This window comes from Vibrio sp. 661, assembly GCF_033339315.1.
GTDB lineage: Bacteria > Pseudomonadota > Gammaproteobacteria > Enterobacterales > Vibrionaceae > Vibrio > Vibrio alginolyticus.
This window is the reverse complement of the sequence record NZ_JAWOUJ010000001.1, coordinates 771,581-792,543: the sequence shown is the minus strand read 5'-3', so window position 1 is coordinate 792,543 and position 20,963 is coordinate 771,581. Positions and strand designations below refer to the sequence as shown.

At 43.8% G+C, this 20,963-nt stretch carries 18 protein-coding genes and 1 pseudogene; 6 read left to right on the top strand and 13 right to left on the bottom strand.

Annotated features, from left to right (window positions below; genetic code table 11):
- Positions 1-469 precede the first annotated feature (469 nt).
- Entirely contained in the window at positions 470-1,729 is a 1,260-nt protein-coding gene (locus tag R7P69_RS03570; protein WP_238952559.1) for a peptidoglycan DD-metalloendopeptidase family protein, read from the bottom strand.
- Between the two features lie 147 nt (positions 1,730-1,876).
- Here R7P69_RS03570 and R7P69_RS03565 point away from each other — a divergent pair, with 147 nt between their 5' ends.
- The gene (locus R7P69_RS03565; protein WP_042521104.1) at positions 1,877-2,749 is read left to right on the top strand and encodes an aspartoacylase; all 873 of its coding nucleotides are present in this window, start codon (positions 1,877-1,879) and stop codon (positions 2,747-2,749) included.
- Between the two features lie 207 nt (positions 2,750-2,956).
- On the opposite strand, the gene R7P69_RS03560 is transcribed toward R7P69_RS03565, so the two are convergent.
- From R7P69_RS03560 to R7P69_RS03535, 6 genes are all read right to left on the bottom strand, one after another.
- Positions 2,957-3,970 (bottom strand): CobW family GTP-binding protein, encoded by a 1,014-nt coding sequence (locus tag R7P69_RS03560; RefSeq protein WP_021707804.1) that lies wholly within the window; start codon positions 3,968-3,970, stop codon positions 2,957-2,959.
- Positions 3,960-4,520 (bottom strand): carbonate dehydratase, encoded by a 561-nt coding sequence (locus R7P69_RS03555; protein WP_017821071.1) that lies wholly within the window; start codon positions 4,518-4,520, stop codon positions 3,960-3,962. The genes R7P69_RS03560 and R7P69_RS03555 overlap by 11 nt, the downstream gene beginning before the upstream one ends.
- A 44-nt stretch (positions 4,521-4,564) precedes the next feature.
- The gene (locus tag R7P69_RS03550; protein ID WP_238952558.1) at positions 4,565-5,899 is read right to left on the bottom strand and encodes a dihydroorotase; all 1,335 of its coding nucleotides are present in this window, start codon (positions 5,897-5,899) and stop codon (positions 4,565-4,567) included.
- Between the two features lie 81 nt (positions 5,900-5,980).
- Positions 5,981-6,451, bottom strand: coding sequence for a Fur family transcriptional regulator (locus tag R7P69_RS03545; protein ID WP_025767649.1), 471 nt, complete (start codon positions 6,449-6,451; stop codon positions 5,981-5,983).
- Positions 6,452-6,455: 4 nt separating this feature from the next.
- Complete coding sequence (locus tag R7P69_RS03540) at positions 6,456-7,124, bottom strand: DUF1826 domain-containing protein (RefSeq protein ID WP_053303733.1); 669 nt, start codon at positions 7,122-7,124, stop codon at positions 6,456-6,458.
- A 335-nt stretch (positions 7,125-7,459) separates the two neighbouring features.
- Positions 7,460-8,254: an AraC family transcriptional regulator gene (locus tag R7P69_RS03535; protein WP_054574364.1), complete on the bottom strand. Its 795-nt coding sequence runs from the start codon at positions 8,252-8,254 to the stop codon at positions 7,460-7,462.
- Positions 8,255-8,376: 122 nt separating this feature from the next.
- Here R7P69_RS03535 and R7P69_RS03530 point away from each other — a divergent pair, with 122 nt between their 5' ends.
- On the top strand, positions 8,377-9,183 hold the full coding sequence (locus R7P69_RS03530; RefSeq protein ID WP_017635743.1) for a sulfite exporter TauE/SafE family protein: 807 nt from the start codon (positions 8,377-8,379) through the stop codon (positions 9,181-9,183).
- A gap of 123 nt (positions 9,184-9,306) precedes the next feature.
- Here the strand turns inward: R7P69_RS03530 and R7P69_RS03525 are convergent, their stop codons facing one another.
- From R7P69_RS03525 to R7P69_RS03510, 4 genes are all read right to left on the bottom strand, one after another.
- Complete coding sequence (locus R7P69_RS03525; protein WP_238952557.1) at positions 9,307-10,326, bottom strand: alpha/beta hydrolase family protein; 1,020 nt, start codon at positions 10,324-10,326, stop codon at positions 9,307-9,309.
- A 393-nt stretch (positions 10,327-10,719) separates the two neighbouring features.
- Positions 10,720-11,022, bottom strand: a complete 303-nt coding sequence (locus tag R7P69_RS03520) for a hypothetical protein (protein ID WP_054574367.1) — start codon at positions 11,020-11,022, stop codon at positions 10,720-10,722.
- Positions 11,023-11,227: 205 nt separating this feature from the next.
- Positions 11,228-12,166, bottom strand: a complete 939-nt coding sequence (locus R7P69_RS03515) for an alpha/beta hydrolase (RefSeq protein ID WP_005375705.1) — start codon at positions 12,164-12,166, stop codon at positions 11,228-11,230.
- A gap of 72 nt (positions 12,167-12,238) precedes the next feature.
- On the bottom strand, positions 12,239-13,153 hold the full coding sequence (locus R7P69_RS03510) for an alpha/beta hydrolase (protein WP_017821078.1): 915 nt from the start codon (positions 13,151-13,153) through the stop codon (positions 12,239-12,241).
- Positions 13,154-13,281: 128 nt separating this feature from the next.
- Here R7P69_RS03510 and R7P69_RS03505 point away from each other — a divergent pair, with 128 nt between their 5' ends.
- On the top strand, positions 13,282-14,211 hold the full coding sequence (locus tag R7P69_RS03505; RefSeq protein WP_238842980.1) for a LysR family transcriptional regulator: 930 nt from the start codon (positions 13,282-13,284) through the stop codon (positions 14,209-14,211).
- Positions 14,212-14,279: 68 nt separating this feature from the next.
- On the opposite strand, the gene R7P69_RS03500 is transcribed toward R7P69_RS03505, so the two are convergent.
- On the bottom strand, positions 14,280-15,473 hold the full coding sequence (locus R7P69_RS03500) for an acetate/propionate family kinase (protein WP_053350660.1): 1,194 nt from the start codon (positions 15,471-15,473) through the stop codon (positions 14,280-14,282).
- 363 nt (positions 15,474-15,836) lie between these two features.
- Here R7P69_RS03500 and R7P69_RS25365 point away from each other — a divergent pair, with 363 nt between their 5' ends.
- A complete protein-coding gene (locus R7P69_RS25365; protein ID WP_238842981.1) occupies positions 15,837-16,172 on the top strand; it encodes a GGDEF domain-containing protein in 336 nt (111 codons plus the stop codon).
- A gap of 71 nt (positions 16,173-16,243) precedes the next feature.
- Positions 16,244-16,487, top strand: a pseudogene (locus tag R7P69_RS25360) (EAL domain-containing protein); the annotation flags it as partial.
- Between the two features lie 72 nt (positions 16,488-16,559).
- Here the strand turns inward: R7P69_RS25360 and R7P69_RS03490 are convergent.
- Positions 16,560-18,491, bottom strand: a complete 1,932-nt coding sequence (locus tag R7P69_RS03490) for a DEAD/DEAH box helicase (RefSeq protein ID WP_238952556.1) — start codon at positions 18,489-18,491, stop codon at positions 16,560-16,562.
- Between the two features lie 413 nt (positions 18,492-18,904).
- Between R7P69_RS03490 and rnb the strand changes: the two genes are divergently transcribed.
- The gene (gene rnb / locus R7P69_RS03485) at positions 18,905-20,908 is read left to right on the top strand and encodes an exoribonuclease II (protein WP_054579642.1); all 2,004 of its coding nucleotides are present in this window, start codon (positions 18,905-18,907) and stop codon (positions 20,906-20,908) included.
- Positions 20,909-20,963: the final 55 nt, after the last annotated feature.

Genomic DNA, 20,963 nt, shown 5'->3' with positions numbered 1-20,963 from the left:
AGTTATAGAAGGAATCCAATTGTTGCCTTGGACCCAAAGATTAAGAATCGGTTAAGACCACAGAGGCTGATTTTTCAGAGCTCGCCTTCGTTTCTCATCATGTTTCACCACCAGCAAAGGTCTGACTATTGATAAAAATAATAAGTGGTTACAAAACGACCATTGCTTTGTTTATAAAATTGGAGAAAGATCACAATACAGCGATTTATAGGAGGTGGTGTTATGACTTTCGTTCTTACCGTTCTTATTTTCCTAAGTTGTATTGCGATGCTCGCAATTGGTGTGATGTTTTCGCGTAGGCCGGTCAAAGGCGGAGGTTGATGCAAAGCGTCCGATGTTACGGATGTGGGCGCACGTAAAAGAAAAAATCGCAGTCATTATTCTTCTAGGAACACATATTGACACTCACCTATTGCTCCAACCTCACAACACAAAATAGCATAACTGAGCCCTAACAAATTGTCGGGACTCAGTTTTTCGTTTCTACTAGATAATCAAACTCTGATACTCGCGCCAAAAATGAAGGTTTCTGGATGTTAGGAAGCGACTTCGCGATAGGTAAGTCGGCTTTCATTGCATCAACCGGACGATTACGAACTAAAACTTCAAAATGTAAATGTGGTCCGGTTGAACGACCAGTATTCCCAGAGAGGGCTATTTTTTGCCCACGCTTTATAACTTGACCTTTTTTAACCAAGACTTTATTCAAGTGTAGGTAACGAGTTTTGTACACACTGTTATGTTCAATCACTAAATAATTACCGGCATAAGGGTGCTTGCGGACCGCAATTACTTTTCCATCCCCAGTAGAATAAACTGGCGCACCGATTGGTGTCGCGAAATCCGTTCCGTTATGCGGGGTGACTCTTCCCGTCACTGGGTGTTTACGCTTAGGGTTAAACCCAGAGGTGATTCGGCGGTATGCCCTATCGACAGGATAACGGTTAAACGCTCGCTCCAAACTGTTACCAGCTCTATCATAGAACCGTCCATCCTCGGCTAGAAATGCAGCGACTTCGCCCCTCGCTAAGTTAAAAGAAATAGCCTTAATCTCACTATTGCCAGTTTTGTGTTCACCTAAATATTGCTGTTTCACTAATATATCGAAACGGTCACAGGCTCTAAGAGATCGCGCAAAATCAATCTTATCTTTCATCACCTGCGTAATATTTGCGACATGGCCTGATGTCAATCCTACTCGATGTGCCGAGACTGAAAAACTCCCTTTGATTTCTCCCGAAAATAAGGTTTCACGCCATTCCCCTGAAATTTCCTGAAATTCGTAAGAGAAGGAGCCATCGTTTTCTCTAGTGTAGATAGCCTTCTCTACAAGGCTCATATGATAAATTAGTCGACTCAATTGCCCCATGTCATCCATCACTAATTCAAGCTCTTCTCCGGGCTTAATCATATCTAGCTGGAGGTGATCAAGATCAACTGAGAGAATTTGCTGCAAAATACCGTAAGGGAGACCCAATTGAGCGAAGATACCACTGAGCGTATCTCCCACTTTAACTATGTAGTGTATTTGTTTAGGTTTAGGCAACGGAGTCAAACTGCTATCTGAGGGAACCACTATCTTTGATGATGGAGGTGGTGACGAATCACTGCTTTGATTCAGTTGAGTGCTGTGACTATCTTGATTTGGCTCATCCTCTGTAGGTAGAAGCAAAGCGACCGAAAAACAAAACACAGCAACGATTAAAGCAATAAATTTAAACTGACTCATGAGAAACTAAGTATCAATAACAACTATTGTTATGTTATAACATATCTATGATTATTTTTACTCAGTTTAGTAAACGTTTATTCAGTTCACTGGATTGGCTAAGAGAAAACCAGTCATTCAACCCATTCTCTTTGAGAAGGCTCAATAATGAACACATTCAATTCAGCACTTATCGTTGCAGGAACACACGGAAACGAACTTTCTGGTATTTATTTACATAAACTAATCAAAGAAAAACGTTACTCTGTCAATAGATCAACCTTTTCAGCCTGCTCGATCATCGCAAACTCCGAAGCAGTAAAACACAACGTCCGATACATCGATACAGACTTAAATCGCGAGTTCTCAGCAATGAATAGCAATCATTGTCCTGATTTGCATGAAAGCAAGATTGCACATCAATTTATCGAGAAATATGCAAACCAAGAAAAACTGTTGATTGTTGACCTGCACAATACAACAAGCAATATGGGAGCGACGTTGATTTTGCTTTCTAACGATGTGTTTTATCGGAAACTGGGCGCGTACGTCAAACAACGAATGCCATCAGCACATGTCCTTTTCGAAGAGCGAAAAGAATGGCAAGAGCAACCTTACCTTTGTACTGCTGGGCAATATGGAATAATGATTGAGGTCGGGGCGCAAGCACATGGTGCGCTAGAGTACAGTACGTTGGAGTTGATGAAACAGATGCTTACCGCAGTATTGGACTATGTTGAAAAGCACAACCTCAACCAAATAGGCTTACTGAGCGATTATGAGGCGTTTTTTTACACCGAAGAAATCAGGGTTCCACTTGATCAAGAGGGTATGCGGCAAGCACTAGTACACCCTACTATTTGTGGCAGAGATTTTGAGGCGGTCAAACCAGGAGCACCTTTATTAGCGACTTTCGCTGGTTATGATATCCATTGGAATGGCAAAGGGGAAATTTACCCGCACTTTATCAATGAGAGCGCCTACAGTACCGCAAATATAGCAATGGCCCTCGCTAAAAAAAGACGTGTTTCTTCCGTGTAACTTAAAGCAAGTAATTAGGCCACGTGTAACGTGGATACCTCACCCCATGAATAAAACTGTGCCTGAACCGCATAGGCAGAAAATACGGGTACTAACCCCACCCTAATACGGCAGCATAAGTGCCCTAAGCGCAGCTTTAAAAGAAACCCCACTAGAATTTTAAGGAGGTAAGACATTATGGTTAAAAGGAGAGTTTTCTCTTTTCTATCATGATGCCTTCTCCAAACATCGAAATAATCTATCTTCAAATTGGTCATCTAGACCGGAAGAGATCAGTTCTAGGCGGCTTTCTGAACACTCGTCTAGTTCAAACTCTGTGAGTCCATCTGATGTTAGATTGTAACCAAAAATACCGCTTCCCGTGATAAAAACCGCTTTCATTCGTTCGACCTTGAGGTCGAGCAGCAATAATCTCAGCTTTTGATGATCGAACACGTTTTCAGCGGATATACGCCAACCGATACTGTAGAAACCTTCCCCCTGATTGGTTGCTTTTAGAATGCCGCTCTCAGGCATAGGCAACTCAGGAACAAGTGACTTTTTCTCTCTTTCACGATAAAGAACAGAGGGCGTTTTTTGCACGTCAATACGAGTCGCTCCCTCACATTCATGAAAAGGGATAGCGCCATGTTCAGCGAAAATCACTTTTGTTTCCCGCAGACCGAGCTTTGCTATATAAGCCGTCAGCTTTTGCTCATCTTCATCTTGATAGAGATCGCGCTTATTACCTACCACTGTATCTGCGATAGTGATTTGCTGGTTAAACGTTTCATGCTCAGTGTACTTAGGATCCGATAGTTTACGTGCATCGACTAAAGTAATGTTTTTTTGCAAAGCGAGAATTTGACGATAATACTCGGTCGATAGCACTTGCAGTACTTCTTTAGGATGACCAAGGCCTGTAGGTTCAATCAACAATCGATCTGGCCTTGCTTCAGACAATAATTGATTTAAGGCGATTTGCATCGGAAGACCTGCTGCACAGCACATACATCCCCCGGGGACCTCTCGAATAAACACTTGGTCTTGTTGTTTTTTTTGGCCTTGTAACAAGCTGCCATCAATACCAACTTCGCCAAATTCATTGACCAATACAGCCCAACGTTCATGACTCGGTTTATGGGTCAATAAGTGCATTATTGCCGATGTTTTCCCCACCCCGAGAAAGCCAGTGATGATGTTAGTCGGCACTCGCGAAATCAGTGGCTTATTAAAGTTCATTGGCAATTCTCCGGTAGCCTTGGACTAGTTCATGGTTGGCAGAAACGACGGATTCGGAAAAAGCTGAATATTCTGGCGGCACTTTAGAGATACTCTCTAAATCAAAACCGACACCAATATTGGTCATCGGTGGTACATGGAAATAAGCGGGTAAATCGAGGCCATCGACGACACAGTTATGACGAATAACACACCTCTCACCGATGACGCTATTGAACACGACGGAGTTGAAGCCAATGAAAACATCATCACAAACCTGGCAAGGACCATGAATAATCGAACGATGAGCAATGGATGAGCGCTCACCAATGGTCACCGCAGCCCCTGCCTTAGAGTGAATTACGACACCATCTTGGATATTGGTGTCACGTTTGATGACGATAGCTTCCATGTCTCCATGGTTATTAACTTCGTCAGCTCGAATAACAGCATAGGGTCCAATAAAAACGTTATCCTCAATAATGACTTTGCCACAGATAATAGCGGTTGGATCGATAAAGGCTGTTGAGGACACCTGTGGCATATGGCCCGTTGGGTTTCTTCTTAACATAATGCTTCCAGTTTGTTTATGGCTCTTTTTTTACGGTCAGCGACTTAACGATTGAAGGATAAACGCATCGCTCCAGCTGGTTTATCGATGACTTTGTTATTGGCATAAACTAGCGCGCCATTGACCCAAGTCTTTTGAATTTGAGCTGAAAATTCATGTCCAGCAAAAGGCGACCAACCACAGTGATATAAACTGTTTTCGTTGCTAACTCGTGTTGGGGTATGAGCATCAACCAACACCAAATCGGCGTAGTAACCTTCACGAATAAAACCTCGGCCTTGAATGCCATAGCGAATGGCCGGGTTGTGCGCAGTTTTTTCGACTACTTGAGTCAAACTCATATGACCTAAACGGACATGCTCGAAGAGAGTAAGTAACGCATGCTGAACTAACGGCAGTCCGGCTGGAGCCTGCTCGTAAGGCACTTGTTTTTCTTGCCAAGTGTGAGGAGCGTGATCTGTTGCAATGATATCTATTTGCCCCGTATTTAACGCTTTTAACAACGCATCGCGGTCACTAGGAAACTTGATTGAAGGATTACATTTGATCAAATTACCAAGAGCGCCATAATCTTTGTTGCTGAACCAAAGATGGTGAACACAAGCCTCCGCGGTGATTGATTTATCTCGAATGTCTCCCTCGTCAAAAAGTGCTAGCTCCTTCGCCGTTGTGATGTGCAGCACATGCAGTTGGCTGTGATACTTTTTGGCAAGTTCTACCGCATAAGAAGATGAAGCGTAACAGGCCTCTTCGTCACGCAAAATGGGATGGTCTTCGATAGTGAAACCTGGCTTCTTAAGCCTTTGCTTTTGCTGGTTTTGTTTAATAACAGTCCCACTTTCACAATGAGTAACAATGAGTACTGGAGAGTCACGAAAAATTGACTCTAACGCTTGCGGATCTTCGACTAACAAATTTCCTGTTGATGCCCCCATAAATACTTTCACACCACAATGTTGTTTGGGGTTAAGTTGTTTAATCTGTTCAAGATTGTCTTCGGTTGCACCGAGGTAGAAAGAATAATTCGCAAACGAGCTTTCTTTAGCGAGAGCGAACTTGCGCTCTAACGAGTCAATAGTCGTTGTAGCCGGACTAACATTGGGCATTTCCATGTAGCTTGTAATACCGCCGGTCACCGCTGCCCGCGACTCACTTGCAATTGTGCCTTTATGTGTCAGCCCTGGCTCTCGGAAATGCACTTGATCGTCAATCATGCCTGGCAGTAAATAAGCCCCTTTAGCATCAATTACAATATCTCCGTGTTGTACGGATATATTAGTAGCAATCTTGTCAATTCTTTGATCAACAATACGTAAATCTGTTTCGGTAATGGCTCTTTCGTTGACCACCCGAGCGTTTTTAATCAATGTTGCTGACATAATTCATTCTTTAGATAATTTGAAAAGGTGGCTAATACTCGGTCACCTTGTGAAGCTATAAGGGGAAATCGTGTGTCCGCCTCATAGCGGGCGCTTTGCGCATTCATCGCAAACACAGGAAATCTCAAATTGTGGGCTAAGAACAGTGAAGCCTTCTTGTATGGCTTTCGCACATACGCTAGAAATAACATTGGCTTCAACCGCTATTTCACTAACCTTTCCACACTGAGAGCAAATCAAAAACTGTGGAACGCCATGCTCCTGATCGCACGCGATTTGAGAACAAACGACGTATTTACTAGATGTATTGAGCTTATGGACAAAGTGCTCTGCTTCAAGGAAATCGAGTATTCGATAAACCGACATCGCTTGAATGTTTTGAGAAAAGTTGTGATTGCAGTAGTCAACTAGTTCGTAGGCAGAAAGCGGCTTCTCCGCATATAGCAGTGAAGTCAGTATCAATTTCCGTTTAGTAGTAAGTTGTTTACCTCGCAGCAGGCAGATTTTCTCTACCTGCTTCATGACGTCATCTACCGTTTTGAGCTTTCTCATATCTCTAGATGAAATCCAATGTGAGTAGTAAGCGACGTTCATTGTCTGCAACATGTGGAGAGCGATGTATAACTCCAGTGGCTTCATTGCCTTCCCAACCACTTCCTTTGAGCAGGGCAACATCGCCAGGCTGCATTCGTCGTATTGCACTTTCAGAGTCGTATAATCCCGATAGGTGATCAGGTTGACCAAGACTACCGGCACCGAGTTTAGTGCGATCAATGGTATCGTTGGTTAACCATTCGGTCGCTCGGCCGGTATAAGTTATGACAAGTCTGCAAGGCACACGATCAAAGTGAAATTTCGGGCACATCGGGCTGTCTAGGCGAGTTAGCCTCAAACCTGCTTCTTTAACCTCAAACAAACAGCAGAACATATCGACGATTAAAGCAACATCTTCACTCAGCGCATCAGCACACGCATAGCCCTCTAACTTGCTTCGTACCCATTGTGCAGCATCATCTGGCGTGACACTTTGTACCAGTGCCAATCTAGGCTCCTGTGCCAGCATCAGATTAATGTCCTTCGTCAACTCTTTCGAGAGCGTTCGCTGCCATATGGCAATATTGTGCTCTGGTTTGTAGATGTCGCTAAGTATGTTCGCTGATGTCGATATCGCCAACGATGATGTTGTTTGGACACGAAGCGGGTTCTCAACTACATCAATGCTCATATATCTTCCTCCCAAGCGTTAAAAAGGTCAGGTAAAGGTTTTAATAACGTTGATTTTCTAGGGCTATGAGACCTAGTAATCGTTACGATTTCGCTCTAGTTCACGGACATATTGACACAGTCCCACCCCATGTAGAGTCAAGTCAGACAACGCTTGTGAAGAAATCAACGTTTACTCTCAATAGGAGACTACTGGTTGTGAGATCAATTCTTTAAACAACAAATTGTAGAGCCCCAAACAAGGCAATGTTATAACATAACAATTAATCTTTTCAATATTTACCTTTTTTGATTAAAGATAATTAGGGGAACATCATGAGCATGCGAGCACGGAAATTATATTCCGCGATTAGAAAAGTAACGCGTGGGTGAATCGCCATAGACCCGACGAAACATCGCAATAAAGTTACTGGGCGTCGAATAACCTAAAGCATGTGCAATATCTCCCACCGATTCCCCTCGAGCTATCATTTCTAATGAATGTATTAGCAGTACTTGTTGCCGCCATTCACTAAAACTCATGTTTAACTCACTTCGAATCAATCGTCTTAACGTCCGAGATGAGACTGCCCCAATATTGGCCCAATGCTCTACAGAATGCTTGCTGTTTGGGTCTATTAAAATTGCTTGAGTAACTTTTTGCAGTCTCGGATCACTGGGCAGTGGGATGTGGAGTGACTCATGAGGGCTATTGACGATTTCATCGGATATTACGGCAAGAATACGTAAAGACTGTATGGATAGATCGTCTGTTTTACTCCATATCGATGCTCTAACCGATAGGGCTTTCAACACATCGCTAAGTTGGATCACACAAGGTCTCATTGGAAACCGCTCACAACTCTCTGGAGTAAACAGTAATGAACGACCTTTCAGAGAACCACAAAAATAAACACTGTGCATCGCACCCGGGGGGATCCAACCAGCTCGGTGAGGTGGTAGTATCCACGTTCCTTCATCGGTTTTGACCTGAATTAGCCCTTCATCTATACACAGTAACTGGCCTCGATGATGACTGTGCCAATTATGTGGCCGTTGATCCAAATGGTTGAAGTCGCTCCTTTCATGCTGCCACTCCTTAACGATCAGTGCGGCGCCATTTTTCCATTCGCTGTAATCAGAGTTTGTCACTTTATTTACTCAATTCCATTTTGGCCATTATTCATTATTTTCTGTCCTCTTAACGTTACCATAGCAAGTTAGCGTTCGAGTAACATTTTAGCAACGATCATTTTATCGAAGGCAGAACCATCATGAACGAACCTATCTTTATTATCTATTACATTACAGCAGGCTTGGGCATTGGCTTTCTCGCTGGACTCGTTGGTGTGGGTGGTGGTGGAATGGCCGTCCCTATTTTTGCGTTTCTATTTTCACTACAGGGAATAGCTGATACGGAAGTAGTGCATCTTGCGTTAGGGACATCAATGGCTTCGATGATTATTACAACATTGGGCAGCATGCGCGCTCACTACAAAAAAGAGAATGTAGACTCGACTATGGTAGGAAAAATGTTGAGCGGAGTTCTAGTCGGAACATTTTGCGCCACATTCGTAGCATCGTATCTACAAGGAGTCTATCTGGCAGGCTTTTTCAGCGTATTCATGTTGTATGTTGCTTATAAGATGTTTCTCAACACTGAAAATGAGTACAATCCGAACCCACATGGGGCTATCGGTAATATCACTGTAGGCTCGGTGATTGGCTCTGTATCAGCACTTGTCTCTATAAGCGGTGCGGGGTTGATCATCCCTTATCTTGTCCAGCAAAATTTTGAGGTAAAACGTGCTATTGGTACCTCTGCTGCGATAGGTTTCCCTATCGCGCTGTCAGGAAGCCTCGGTTACATGTTAAACGGATGGGGAAACACAGATTGGAACAACTTAGTATTAGGATACATATACCTTCCTGCAATGCTCAGCTTCTCCATTAGTAGCTACTTAACTACTAGCCTCGGCGTGCGTTGTGCAGAGTATTTCCCAAATAAAGTTCTTAAGAAAATCGTTGGTATTTTGTGTGTTCTTCTAAGTTTCAAAATGTTGGTACAAGTACTTAGTTAGAGCAAATAACACGGTCACTAGTAGGCCTTGCACTATGGTGAAAGGATAAGCCTGCAAAAACTTACTTCTCGCTTTGCTGGTCCAAGCACACAATGTGTAAGAAAGCTCCTCATTGTTGCACTCTTATGACTTTGTTAACCTGGCCAGAATTACATCCAAAATGTGCTGATGATTGTCCTTTCTGGAAACCTCGTCACGCTCCTGGCAAAGTGCTTCCTCCCCTTCTGATGCGAGAATTTTAATGCCACGCTCAGTACATTCTGCGAACGCACTAAACTGACTCGCACTAGGAATCTCTTGAAACGTCACATTGGGAAGATCAACAAGTGATTCGGCTGGTGTCAGTGCGGGATGTAGCCGATCAGAAAGCGTCACCACAGTGATAGCATTGTTCATCAAGGCCAGAGTTTCAGGGACAAAAGTTTTCGTTAGCTCAGGGTTGATAACGACGACCGATTTCAGTTTGTTTTCAGACTGAAATCGGGGGAATTTTTGATCCGGGATGCTGGTAATATCAACGTTATTTTCACGTAACCAATGACAGTCTACATTGGTGGCGTTGTGACACGATGTTCGATATTTCTCCGGGCTTATTTGCGCTCCGGAGAGCATCAGCATAGATGTGCCGCCCAGAAAAAAGCCGCCCCCCTGCACTGCATCAGTATCTACGCCTCCGGACAGTATCCCGACCGAACTTAATTCGTTCAGCCCAAGCACCAAATCACTGGTTCTGAATGTGATTTCATCAACAGCCATTTCTGCATTGATTTCGTTCGGTGCAGGAGGCTTTGGTACCACAACGACATAACCTTGTTGCGCCAGGCTCGAGGCTATCCAACCACTGTGGGAAAACGCTGACCGTGTTCCGCCCTGCGACAAAAGCACAACGGGAAATTTTCCACTTGCTAAAGGGGCATCTAACTGCGTTTCGACTGATTTAAAAATGTTCCCCCTACCAAACGTGAAATTGTTTTTTTCGTTCGTTGTGGGATACCAATAATAGACTTCTACTGGCTTGTCTCTGTCTTCACTGAATGCCGTTTTGATTGTTAGCGCAGAATGGTATTTCGGCTCATTCGTACTGGCGCTGGCACTGACACACAATGTAGCGAGTAGAAAAGACATTATTATTTTGGTTTTCATTTTTCCCTCAGCCGGTCAACACATTATTCTGCACGGCATCTAGAAAAATAACGCGCAGGAGATTCTCCATATATTTTGCGAAACATAGCAATTAAGCTATTCATAGTCGAGGTAACCCAAAGAAAATGATAGACCGCTCCAGCTAGAGCCTTTCTTTTCAATAATTTTCTGCGGATATCCACCATGCAGAAGTTTGTACTTTACTCATTGTAAACGACTAATCATGGCCTCTTAAGGCAACATTAGAAAACCAACCGTATTCACAATCCATAACTCGTAGTTACACCGATGTATATCTAAGTGAGCTGAAGCTTCATTGCCCATCCAGTGCCCTTTGCATTTTTATAGCAAGGTAGCCAAGCACCATTTTATTACGGACCATTGCTGCCCGCACTAACACTTTTGTTTTGTATCGTAACTGATTTGCTTACTGACGTTCTTTAGTTGCACTCCTGCCTTATTAAATGCCTTTTGAATAGTTGTGGAAACATGCTGGCGGCCCTCTCCTTCAAAAAAGTTAGCTCGATCTTGCTTCGTTTCGAATACGCAGACTATTTCTAAGCTTTGTGGAAAAGAAGAGAATTTGACGGTATGAGTCACCCAAAGAAAGCCATCGTAGCCTTTTAGCGTATCTTCACAAACTTCGGTCAACACTTCTCTAATTAGATTCTCGACCTTCTTATCTGATTTGCGCATAAATTAAACTTCATTCCTATCTAACGCCTTTAATTAGGTTTCAGTGTACATTGTCTTAAACAGTATTTGGCAGTGGTATTTAGTCAATAGCCTGTAGATGAGGTTATTCGCACGAAGATTTACCGACCTACTCGCTTCGAACTACATCTTACGCTGTTAAAAATAAGCGCTTTGCAACTCTACAAAACGCTTCTAACTTATTAGATTATTTTAAGTGTGTTTCAAGGAATGCAGAAACCTTGTCCATTGCAATGCCGACTGCTTCTGGATGGTCATACAGTTCATAGTGAGACCAATTTTCCAAATTAACCAGCTGTCGGTCTTTTGATTGAACAGAGCGGCCATAAATTTCCTGCCCATCACGATAAGCACCAAACGCCCCGACTTTTTGCCCTACCACGGCCATAACAGGCTGAGTCAATAACGTTTCGGCAAATGCAAAGGCATCCCAGCTCAGTGTTTTCTGTGCATGTGAAAACAGCATACGAGTTGCACCACCTTCGGTTTGTCCACGTGATGTTTTGTAGTATTCAGTAGCTTCGAACACGTCTCGTTCTGTTAATCCATTTTCTTTTGCAAATTCAATATTTGGAGGAAGAAGTTCATCGATTTTCAGCTCTGAGCCGCGAGCTTCGGCTGTTCTCTGTGCAGCCATAGCTTCAAGATTGGCGATAGGGTCGTACATACTAAAGCCTTCACGGAACAAGCGGCCTAAGTTAACAGGCGTAATACCTACGACAGCTTTCAAGCGCTTTTCGGTTAGGGCTGAATTGATCATGTAACCACCACCGCCGCAGATACCGAGTCCACCAATTCTATTCTCATCGACATATGGTAAAGTTACTGCATAGTCGATAACGCGACTGATATCTTCAACACGTTGACTTGGGTCTTCTACGTAGCGAGGCAATCCTCCCGATTCTCCTTGGAAGCTCGCGTCAAATGCGATCACGACGTAACCTAACTCAGCAAGGGCTTTACCATAGACAGCGCTGGATGTTTGTTCTTTACAACTACCAAAAGGATGAACGCTTATCATTGTTGGGTAGCGTTTCGATTCATTGAAGCCTTCTGGAAATAAAATTAATGCAGACATATCCCAAGCCATATCAGCATTTCTAAAAGTGATTTTTTGCATATTCATAATCAATACCTTAAGAGTAAAAAGCCTTGAGAGCAGAAAGGCTCGAAGCAATTGAGCCTTTCATCGGGAATATTAAAGAGTGCGTTGGAAGAAAGATGCGAGTTGGGATACTGCGTCATCGACGTATTCGGCAACATCATAAAGCGACATATGGTTTGCACCATCAATGGCATACAAGGTTTTATCTGAACTCGCTGCACGTTCTATCAGGTCATCACTCATCCATTTGCTGCCTGCGTCACTACCAACGACAGCAAGAATTGGCTGAGTTAGGAATGCTTCCGCTTTGTGGTACGCATCGTAAGTAATGATCTGGTTTAAGTTACGAGTTAGAGCAAAACCCGGCGCATTTGGATGTTCACAACGTGGTGTGTGGTAATACTCCCAAGCTTCGCGTAGCTCTGCATTTGAGGCATCTTCTTCACGCATCGGAGCTAGAGGAATAGTCGCGAATTCTGTACCATTCGTGTCGGTTGTGCGAGCATTCGAACCAAATTCTAAGTAACCAACAGCGTCAGCATCGTTAACCGAATTATCCCAACCATTACGGAACATTTGGCCAATGTTTACGGCACTAACCATACCCAGTGCTTTGATTCGACGATCATTGATCGCTGCATTTGCACTATAGCCCGCACCAGCACAAATCCCCATTGCGCCAATTTTATCGTTATCGACGTACTCTAACGTTGTCAGATAGTCGACGACTGCGCTCACGTCTTCAGTACTCGTGTAAGGGTTTTCCATTTGGCGAGGCTCACCTGTACTTTCACCTTGATACGAACGGTCAAACGCAATGGCAATTATGCCGCTTTTTGCAAGTTTACTCGCATATAGGCCTGCGGTTTGCTCTTTTACGCCACCACCTGGGTGTGAAACAACAACCGCCGCATATTGTTTACTTGCATCAAAATCTGTAGGGAAGTTGATAACCGCTGAAATCTCAATACCTTGACCATTGAGATTTTTGAAAGTGACTTTAGACATAGCGACATTCTCCATTAGAGGTTAACTGTTCATCTCAGGCTGACCTAAGCTTCGATGTAATATTAGTCAACACACTGTTTCGGATAAATATCGTTTTATCTACATGACTGTTTAGTTATACTTAACAAATGAGAATAGAACCTTCTTTAATTTCATCACTGACGTGGTTTGCACATATTGCTCGCCATCGCAGTTTCACTAAAGCAGCCTTAGAAATGGGGGTAACCCGTGCTGCCTTATCACAACACCTAAAAGCGTTAGAACAACAGCTACAAGTTCGGTTAATTAATCGAACCACCAGAAGTATGTCGCTGACGGAAGAAGGCCAACGTCTGCTTGATATTTTGCAACCTTCATTGGTGAACATTGAGCAGGTCGTTAACGAATTGAACGACTCTCATCTTGAGCCTTCGGGATTAATCCGTATCAGTGTATCAAGAACCGCTGCTCGGCTGCTTATTGAGCCCTATCTAGGTGAGTTCCTCTCTCGTTATCCTAAAATACGCCTAGAGCTAATCATGGATGATGGGTTTTCTAACATCGTCGCAGAAGGCGTTGACGCTGGCATTCGCTTAGGATTAAGCTTAGATGAACATATGGTTGCGATCCCTATTACTCCGCCGTTAACAACGGCAATAGTGAGCTCTCCTGAATACTTTAGGCAAAATGGACTACCTCAAACTCCTGAGGATTTAGAAGATCACAATTGCCTTTCTTATCGTTTTACCTCTAGCGGAACAATTGATCATTGGTCGCTAACCTCTCCAGATGTTGCAAAGCGCACCCTCGTTTTCGAGCCTAAAGGTAATGCTATTTTTAATGATGACTATAGTATGTTACAAGCTGCAATACAGGGTGTGGGTTTAGTGAAGCATATTGATTTATGGGTGGAAAAGCACATAGATGAGGGAAGATTGACCCGAGTTCTGACACCTTGGTGCAAAGAGTTTCCAGGGTTTTATTTATATATGCCTTCACGAGAGCATATGCCGAAAAAAATCCGCGTCTTGATGGATTTTTTAATCGAAAAGCGCGAAGCTCTGAAACTCAAAGAGTAATTACCAAATTGCTTTAAATAAAAAAGCGAGCACGAGGCTCGCTTTTAACTTTCTGTTTTCGTTATATATTACAATAGCTCAACCGATTGTTTAGCTATCACAAATTCCTCGTTAGTAGGAATAACAAGAGCTTTGGCACCTAACAACTCAGATGCTGCAATAACACCTGCGTTACCAAATCTTGCATCTTCGTTACCTTTCTCATCTTCAACAAAACCTAACAGTTTTAGGTTTTTCAAGATTTCACGACGAATTGGTAGTGAGTTTTCACCAATACCACCAGTGAAGATGATGCCGTCTAATGAATCCAGAGCCGCGAGGTAGGATGTAATGTATTTCGCAACGCGGTAAGTGAAGATCTCAAATGCCAACTTCGCACGTGAATTCCCCGCTTCCATTGCTTCTAGTACGCCACGAGCATCACTTGTCACACCAGATACACCTAAGAAACCTGACTTCTTGTTCATCATCTCGAACACTTCGTCTTTTTCCCAGCCTTTACGGAAAAGGAACTCGATAACACTTGGGTCGAGGTCACCACAGCGAGTGCCCATCATTAGGCCAGCTAACGGCGTCAAACCCATACTTGTATCAACACATTCGCCATTTTTAACCGCACTCACTGATGCACCGTTACCTAAGTGCACAGTGATAAAGCTGCTTTCTTCAACCGGCTTATCTAGCATTTTCGCTGCTTCACGGCTTACGTAGTAGTGGCTTGTACCGTGAGCACCGTAACGACGCACTTTATGCTCTTCGTAAAGCTCGTAAGGAAGTGCGTACATAAAGGCTTTGGCTGGCATTGTTTGGTGGAAAGCAGTGTCAAATACAGCAAATTGAGGCAGTGAAGGGAACGCCGCCATTGCCGCTCTCATGCCTTCAGCGTTCGCTTTGTTATGAAGTGGTGCAAGTTCAGCAAGGCGCTCTACTTCTTGAATAACTGTTTCATCAACTTTCACAGTTCCTTTAAAGGTTTCACCGCCTGCGACAATGCGATGGCCTACAGCGACAAATTTTGAGCTCAAACCTAGAGTTTCGAGTAGTTTTACCACTCGCTCAACAGCGTACTGATGATGGTTACCGCCAGCTGGAATTGCTTCAACGGTTTTTTCTCCCTGATATTTCCAACTGATTTCAGCTTCAGGTAGGCCAAAACACTCACCAATACCTGATACCAAAGCTTCACCGGTTTCAGAATCAATAACAGCAAATTTTAATGAAGAGCTACCAGAGTTGATCACCAGTACAAACGAATTAGACATGAAATAGTTATCCTGTTGTAGAGCAGAGGTTGTAATAGCGCTTGTGCGCTGCGTACTTCTTGTTTGCCCCTCTATTATTCAATAATTTTTTAATCTTTCAACAATCTTTTAGTAAAAGCGATTTGATTGAACAAATTTTGTTGATCTGTAGCAAGTTTTGATTTTATTTGAAGACTAAAAAATATCACTTGTTAAACATAATTTATGAATAGGTCAATTTGTACAAAGTCAGATATATAAGCTACGTTGTTTATTGGGTGAACAAAAATAACAAACCAATCAATAAATCGGGGTAATAATGTGCCCACTATTGCATTTCTATTAGCGATCTTAGGTTTGATTTTGCTCTGCTGGGGATGGCAGATGACAAAAAACATCAGCTCGAAAACTGACGTAACCGGGTGGACTTTCCTATTATTGTTAATCAGCTGTTTCATTTTTGCTTATGCCGTTTTTTTGCACGCTATCATGCAAAAACCTATTACTTCTCTCTTAGAAACGGGGGTTTCTCTTATACTTTTTGGCGGCAGTATCTTTGTCGTGCTGGTGATTAAGTGGAGCAACGATTCGATATTAAAGCTTCATACTGTTGCTGAAAGAGAGAAGCGCAATGCCGTCCATGACGCTCTTACTGGGTTCCCTTATCGTAAATACTACTTTGAGTCTATCGAAGACATGACACAACCTGAAGGCCAATGACTGATTCAAATTATGAGATAACCTCAAAAACGTCGAAAGATTGATAATACGTTTCAAGGTAAGCTGGTTAATTTCTTTTCACAGCAAGCCGCACTGAAGGCTCCCGCTCTATCGTTGAGAACACGATTGCGCTAGCACATGGATTAGGGTATTCGGTCGTAGCAGAAGGCGTTCAAGACATGGACACACTGCATTTTTTGAGAAGTCGAGGCTGTGACATCATTCAGGGTTACTTGTTCTGCCCTGCCCTTAGACGAAGTAATAAGTTGGGTAAACAAACACGATGAAAAGCAAAACCGTATTAGACGCGCATAAAAAAGCCGAGCGCTTTGCTCGGCTTTCAATTCTTTTTGTAGCAACTTAAACCGTCGCTTTAATCACTCGTGATTATGCGTCTGTACGACGGCCACGACCGTGACCACGTTCACCACGATGTGCACCACGGTGATCACCACCACGGTTGCGATCGAAACGACGTTCGCCACCTTCACGATTACCATCGCGGTTGCCGTCACGGTTACCACGGAAACCACCTTCGCGACGACCGCCTTCACGACGATCACCACCACGATTGCCGCCTTCGCGGTTGCCACGGTAACCACCGCCATCACGACGACCACCATCGCGACGACCACCGTCACGGCGACCACCACGAGACTCGCGGAAATCATCGAAATCACATACTACAGCACCAACATCTTGTTGACGGATACGTAGTTTGCTTAGCTTGTTCGCCGCGTCTGAAGTCATTGCTTTAGGTAGCTGTACGAATGTGTGACCTTGAGCTAGCTTGATCGCACCGATAGAACCTTTACCTAGACCTAGTTCGTTTGCTAGAGCGCCAACGATGTCTTTAACTTGAACGCCTTGCTCACGACCAACTTGAAGCTGGTAAGTATCCCAGTCTTGGTTGTTGAAGTTACGACCGCTGTCGCGACCACCTTCACGGCGCTCTTTACGACGTTGCTTGTCACGCTCAATTGCTTCAACCATTGGGTCTTCGCCAATGTAGAACAGAGGACGTTTGCCTTGCTGACGCTTAAGAAGCATAGCAGCAAGTGTTGCTGGGTCGATGTCTAGAGAAGTTTGTAGTTTCTCTACCAGCTCAGCAAATTTGTCTAGTGCTTTGTGCTCTTTCTCTGCTTCAAGCTCAGCGCCTAGCTTAGCTAGACGAGCTTCAGCAACTTGGTCACGTAGAGGAAGTTGGATTTCTTCCATAGATGACTTAGTTACACGCTCGATAGTGCGAAGCATACGAATTTGGTTAGTGCGAACTAGAAGGATCGCTTTACCCTTACGTCCAGCACGGCCAGTACGACCGATACGGTGGATGTATGACTCAACATCAAATGGGATGTCGTAGTTAAATACGTGCGTAATACGTGGAACGTCAAGACCACGAGCTACAACATCAGTTGCAACTAGGATGTCAATAACACCTTGTTTGATGTGATCAACAGTACGTTCACGTAGAGACTGAGGAATGTCACCGTGCAGTGCAGCTGCTTTGAAGCCACGTGCAGATAGCCAGTCAGCCAGACGCTCAGTATCTTGACGAGTACGTACGAATACGATTGACGCGTCAGTTTCTTCAGTTTCAAGAAGACGAGACATCGCTTCATCTTTCTCTACACCTTTCACTACCCAGAACTGTTGTTGAACTTTGTCTACAGTGTGGTTTTTACCAGCAACGTCAACCGTTACAGGGTCACGAAGGAAGCGTTCAACGATCTTCTTCAGCATTGGAGGCATAGTTGCAGAAAACAGAACGCGTTGTGCTGACTCTGGAGCGTGCTCCATGATCGCAGTTACGTCATCTACGAAACCCATGTTTAGCATTTCGTCTGCTTCATCAAGAACGAAAGTACTAACTTCGTCTAGGTGTAGACGTTCGCGATTGATAAGATCTTGAACACGGCCTGGAGTACCGACAACTACATGAGCGCCACTTTTAAGAGCACGCATTTGGTCGACAATAGATGCGCCACCGTAAATCTCTAGAACTTTCAAACCTTTGATATTTTTACCAAGGTTTTTCATTTCCGCTGCAACCTGAATTGCCAGCTCACGAGTCGGAGCAAGTACAATCGCTTGCGGTTTGCGTTGGTTTAGATCGAGTTTGTTGAGAAGAGGCAGAGAGAACGCTGCTGTTTTACCTGTACCTGTTTGAGCTTTACCCAGCGCGTCAGCACCTTCCAATAGGTGTGGGATTGCCGCAGCCTGAATTGGAGTTGGTGACACGAAACCCATTCCGTCTAGAGCAGAAAGGATAGAATCATTCAGGGATAAATCACTGAATTGAATAACAGAATCTTGCATTGGGATCCTACTTAATTAAACAAAAAAACAGTCCCATATGCTCTTCCAATTCGATACTGATCCATCCAGATACTGATTCCATTCAGACGGGAACACAGCACAGTACACAACCGCGATAAGCCATTAGGGACGACTAAGGGAGGCGGATTATTCCTTAAAAGCATAAAAAAATCCAGAAAAAATTGAATTACATCACAATTTATTCTCAACAATGGTATTTTTAGCATATTTTTCCACCAGCCCTACCATTCCCCGTAGATTCGCGTAACTCACAGATGAGAATTTCATCAATATTTAAGCCAATTTCTCGTGGTTAAATTGGCAAAATTCACGGCGAAATTACGCTCCACAGGTAGTAATAATAGCTCGCAATGATTATAGTGTGCCCAACTCCATAGGTAATTTAAGAAAAGATGTTTCAAGATAACCCACTACTCGCTCAGCTTAAGCAGAAAATCCAAGAAAACCTGCCCAAAAAAGAAGGCTCAATAAAAGCCACAGATAAAGGCTTTGGCTTTTTGGAAGTGGACAGTAAGACGAGCTTCTTCATCCCGCCTGCGTACATGAAAAAGTGCATGCACGGTGACAAAGTCGTCGCCATTATCCGCACCGAAAATGAACGCGAAGTTGCAGAGCCACAAGAGCTGCTGGAACAAGCCGTGACTCGCTTTATTGGTCGAGTAAAAATGTTCAAAGGCAAGCTCAACGTAGCACCTGATCACCCACAGCTTAAAAAGCTATCTCTTAAAGCGAAACTAAAGAAAGGTCTAAAACCTGACGAGTTCGCCGAAGGTGATTGGGTTGTCGCACATCTTATTCGCCACCCTCTAAAAGGCGATAATTCCTTCTTCGTAGAAATTTCTGAAAAAATCACTGACGCGAATGATAAAATTGCGCCTTGGTGGGTAACGCTTGCTCAAAACGATCTACCAAACTCTGAGCCAGCAGGCATCGATAACTGGGAACTGAAAGACGACGCGGAGCTAGAACGCGTAGACATGACTCATGTTCCATTCGTCACTATCGACGGTGAATCGACTAAAGATATGGACGATGCGCTGTACGCGAAGAAAACCGTATCTGGCGATTTCGAACTCACCATCGCTATTGCGGACCCAACCGCCTACATCACACCTGAAGATGAAATGGATAAAGTAGCACGTGAGCGTGGCTATACTATTTATCTTCCAGGCCGCAACATCCCGATGTTACCTCGTGATTTAGCGGACAACCTATGCTCTCTGATTGAAGGTGAAACCCGCCCTGCTATTTGCTGTACCGTAACGGTAAGTAAAGATGGTGTGATTGGCGACGATATTAAATTCTTCGCAGCAAACATCAAATCACATGCACGCCTAGCATACGATCACGTGTCTGATTGGTTAGAAAACGGCAGCTCTGAAGCATGGACGCCATCTGAAGAGATCGCGACTATCGTTCGTGATCTTTATGAGTTCTCTCTTGCTCGCGCTGAATGGCGTGAGAAAAACGCAGTGGTCTTCCCTGATCGTCCTGACTACCGTTTTGAGCTCAGTGAAGATAACGATGTAATCGCTATCCACGCAGACATGCGCCGCAGTGCAAACCGTCTTGTTGAAGAATCCATGATTACCGCAAACATCTGTGCAGGTCGTACATTACGCGATAAATTTGAAACAGGTGTCTTCAATACGCATGCAGGTATCAAGAACGAGAAGATTGAAGAAGTGGTTCAACTTGTCAATCCAGAAGGCCAGTTGGAGTTCACAGCGGAGTCTATTGCTACGCTAGAAGGCTTTGCTGCGTTGCGCCGCTGGTTGGCAGCTCAAGAAACGTCTTATCTAGATAACCGCATTCGTAAGTTCCAAGCATACAGTGAGGTGGGTAATCAGCCTCTGCCTCATTACGCAATGGGTTTAGACATCTATGCAACTTGGACATCACCAATTCGTAAATACGGTGATATGATCAACCACCGTATGTTGAAGGCCGTCATCCTTGGTAAAGAACCCGTACAAAAACCAGATGACCAAGTAGGCGAAGAGCTAGCTCTACATCGTAAACATCATAAAATCGCTGAGCGAAATGTCTCAGATTGGCTATATGCACGCACGCTTGCTGATGAGCCGAGCAAGAAAACTTGTTTCACAGGTGAGATTTTCGATATTAATCGTGCAGGCGCACGTGTCCGACTTCTCGAAAATGGCGCAGCAGCCTTTATTCCTGGTGCACTAATTCTTGATAATAAAGAAAGAATTGAGTGCAATGGCGACAACGGTACCATCTCTATCGATAAAGAGGTCGTATACAAACTTGGGGATACATTGGAAATTGTCCTTACGGACGTAAACCAAGAAAACCGCAGTTTAGTTGCAAAGCCAACCCAGGTATTCGCTGAACAACCAGCAGCACAAACAGAACAGACTGTAAGTGAATAATACCGAATGAAGTCAAAAGGCGCTCTATTGAGCGCCTTTTTTATTTGTTATGTAA

Excerpts from the sequence above, each read along its gene's own strand:
- R7P69_RS03515 (WP_005375705.1), bottom strand. The coding sequence starts at position 12,166 with ATGAATATGCAAAAAATCACTTTTAGAAATGCTGATATGGCTTGGGAT.
- rnb (WP_054579642.1), top strand. The coding sequence starts at position 18,905 with ATGTTTCAAGATAACCCACTACTCGCTCAGCTTAAGCAGAAAATCCAA.
- R7P69_RS25365 (WP_238842981.1), top strand. The coding sequence starts at position 15,837 with ATGACAAAAAACATCAGCTCGAAAACTGACGTAACCGGGTGGACTTTC.
- R7P69_RS03505 (WP_238842980.1), top strand. The coding sequence starts at position 13,282 with ATGAGAATAGAACCTTCTTTAATTTCATCACTGACGTGGTTTGCACAT.
- R7P69_RS03530 (WP_017635743.1), top strand. The coding sequence starts at position 8,377 with ATGAACGAACCTATCTTTATTATCTATTACATTACAGCAGGCTTGGGC.
- R7P69_RS03525 (WP_238952557.1), bottom strand. The coding sequence starts at position 10,326 with ATGAAAACCAAAATAATAATGTCTTTTCTACTCGCTACATTGTGTGTC.
- R7P69_RS03510 (WP_017821078.1), bottom strand. The coding sequence starts at position 13,153 with ATGTCTAAAGTCACTTTCAAAAATCTCAATGGTCAAGGTATTGAGATT.
- R7P69_RS03565 (WP_042521104.1), top strand. The coding sequence starts at position 1,877 with ATGAACACATTCAATTCAGCACTTATCGTTGCAGGAACACACGGAAAC.
- R7P69_RS03545 (WP_025767649.1), bottom strand. The coding sequence starts at position 6,451 with ATGAGAAAGCTCAAAACGGTAGATGACGTCATGAAGCAGGTAGAGAAA.
- R7P69_RS03540 (WP_053303733.1), bottom strand. The coding sequence starts at position 7,124 with ATGAGCATTGATGTAGTTGAGAACCCGCTTCGTGTCCAAACAACATCA.
- R7P69_RS03520 (WP_054574367.1), bottom strand. The coding sequence starts at position 11,022 with ATGCGCAAATCAGATAAGAAGGTCGAGAATCTAATTAGAGAAGTGTTG.
- R7P69_RS03500 (WP_053350660.1), bottom strand. The coding sequence starts at position 15,473 with ATGTCTAATTCGTTTGTACTGGTGATCAACTCTGGTAGCTCTTCATTA.
- R7P69_RS03560 (WP_021707804.1), bottom strand. The coding sequence starts at position 3,970 with ATGAACTTTAATAAGCCACTGATTTCGCGAGTGCCGACTAACATCATC.
- R7P69_RS03550 (WP_238952558.1), bottom strand. The coding sequence starts at position 5,899 with ATGTCAGCAACATTGATTAAAAACGCTCGGGTGGTCAACGAAAGAGCC.
- R7P69_RS03490 (WP_238952556.1), bottom strand. The coding sequence starts at position 18,491 with ATGCAAGATTCTGTTATTCAATTCAGTGATTTATCCCTGAATGATTCT.
- R7P69_RS03555 (WP_017821071.1), bottom strand. The coding sequence starts at position 4,520 with ATGTTAAGAAGAAACCCAACGGGCCATATGCCACAGGTGTCCTCAACA.
- R7P69_RS03570 (WP_238952559.1), bottom strand. The coding sequence starts at position 1,729 with ATGAGTCAGTTTAAATTTATTGCTTTAATCGTTGCTGTGTTTTGTTTT.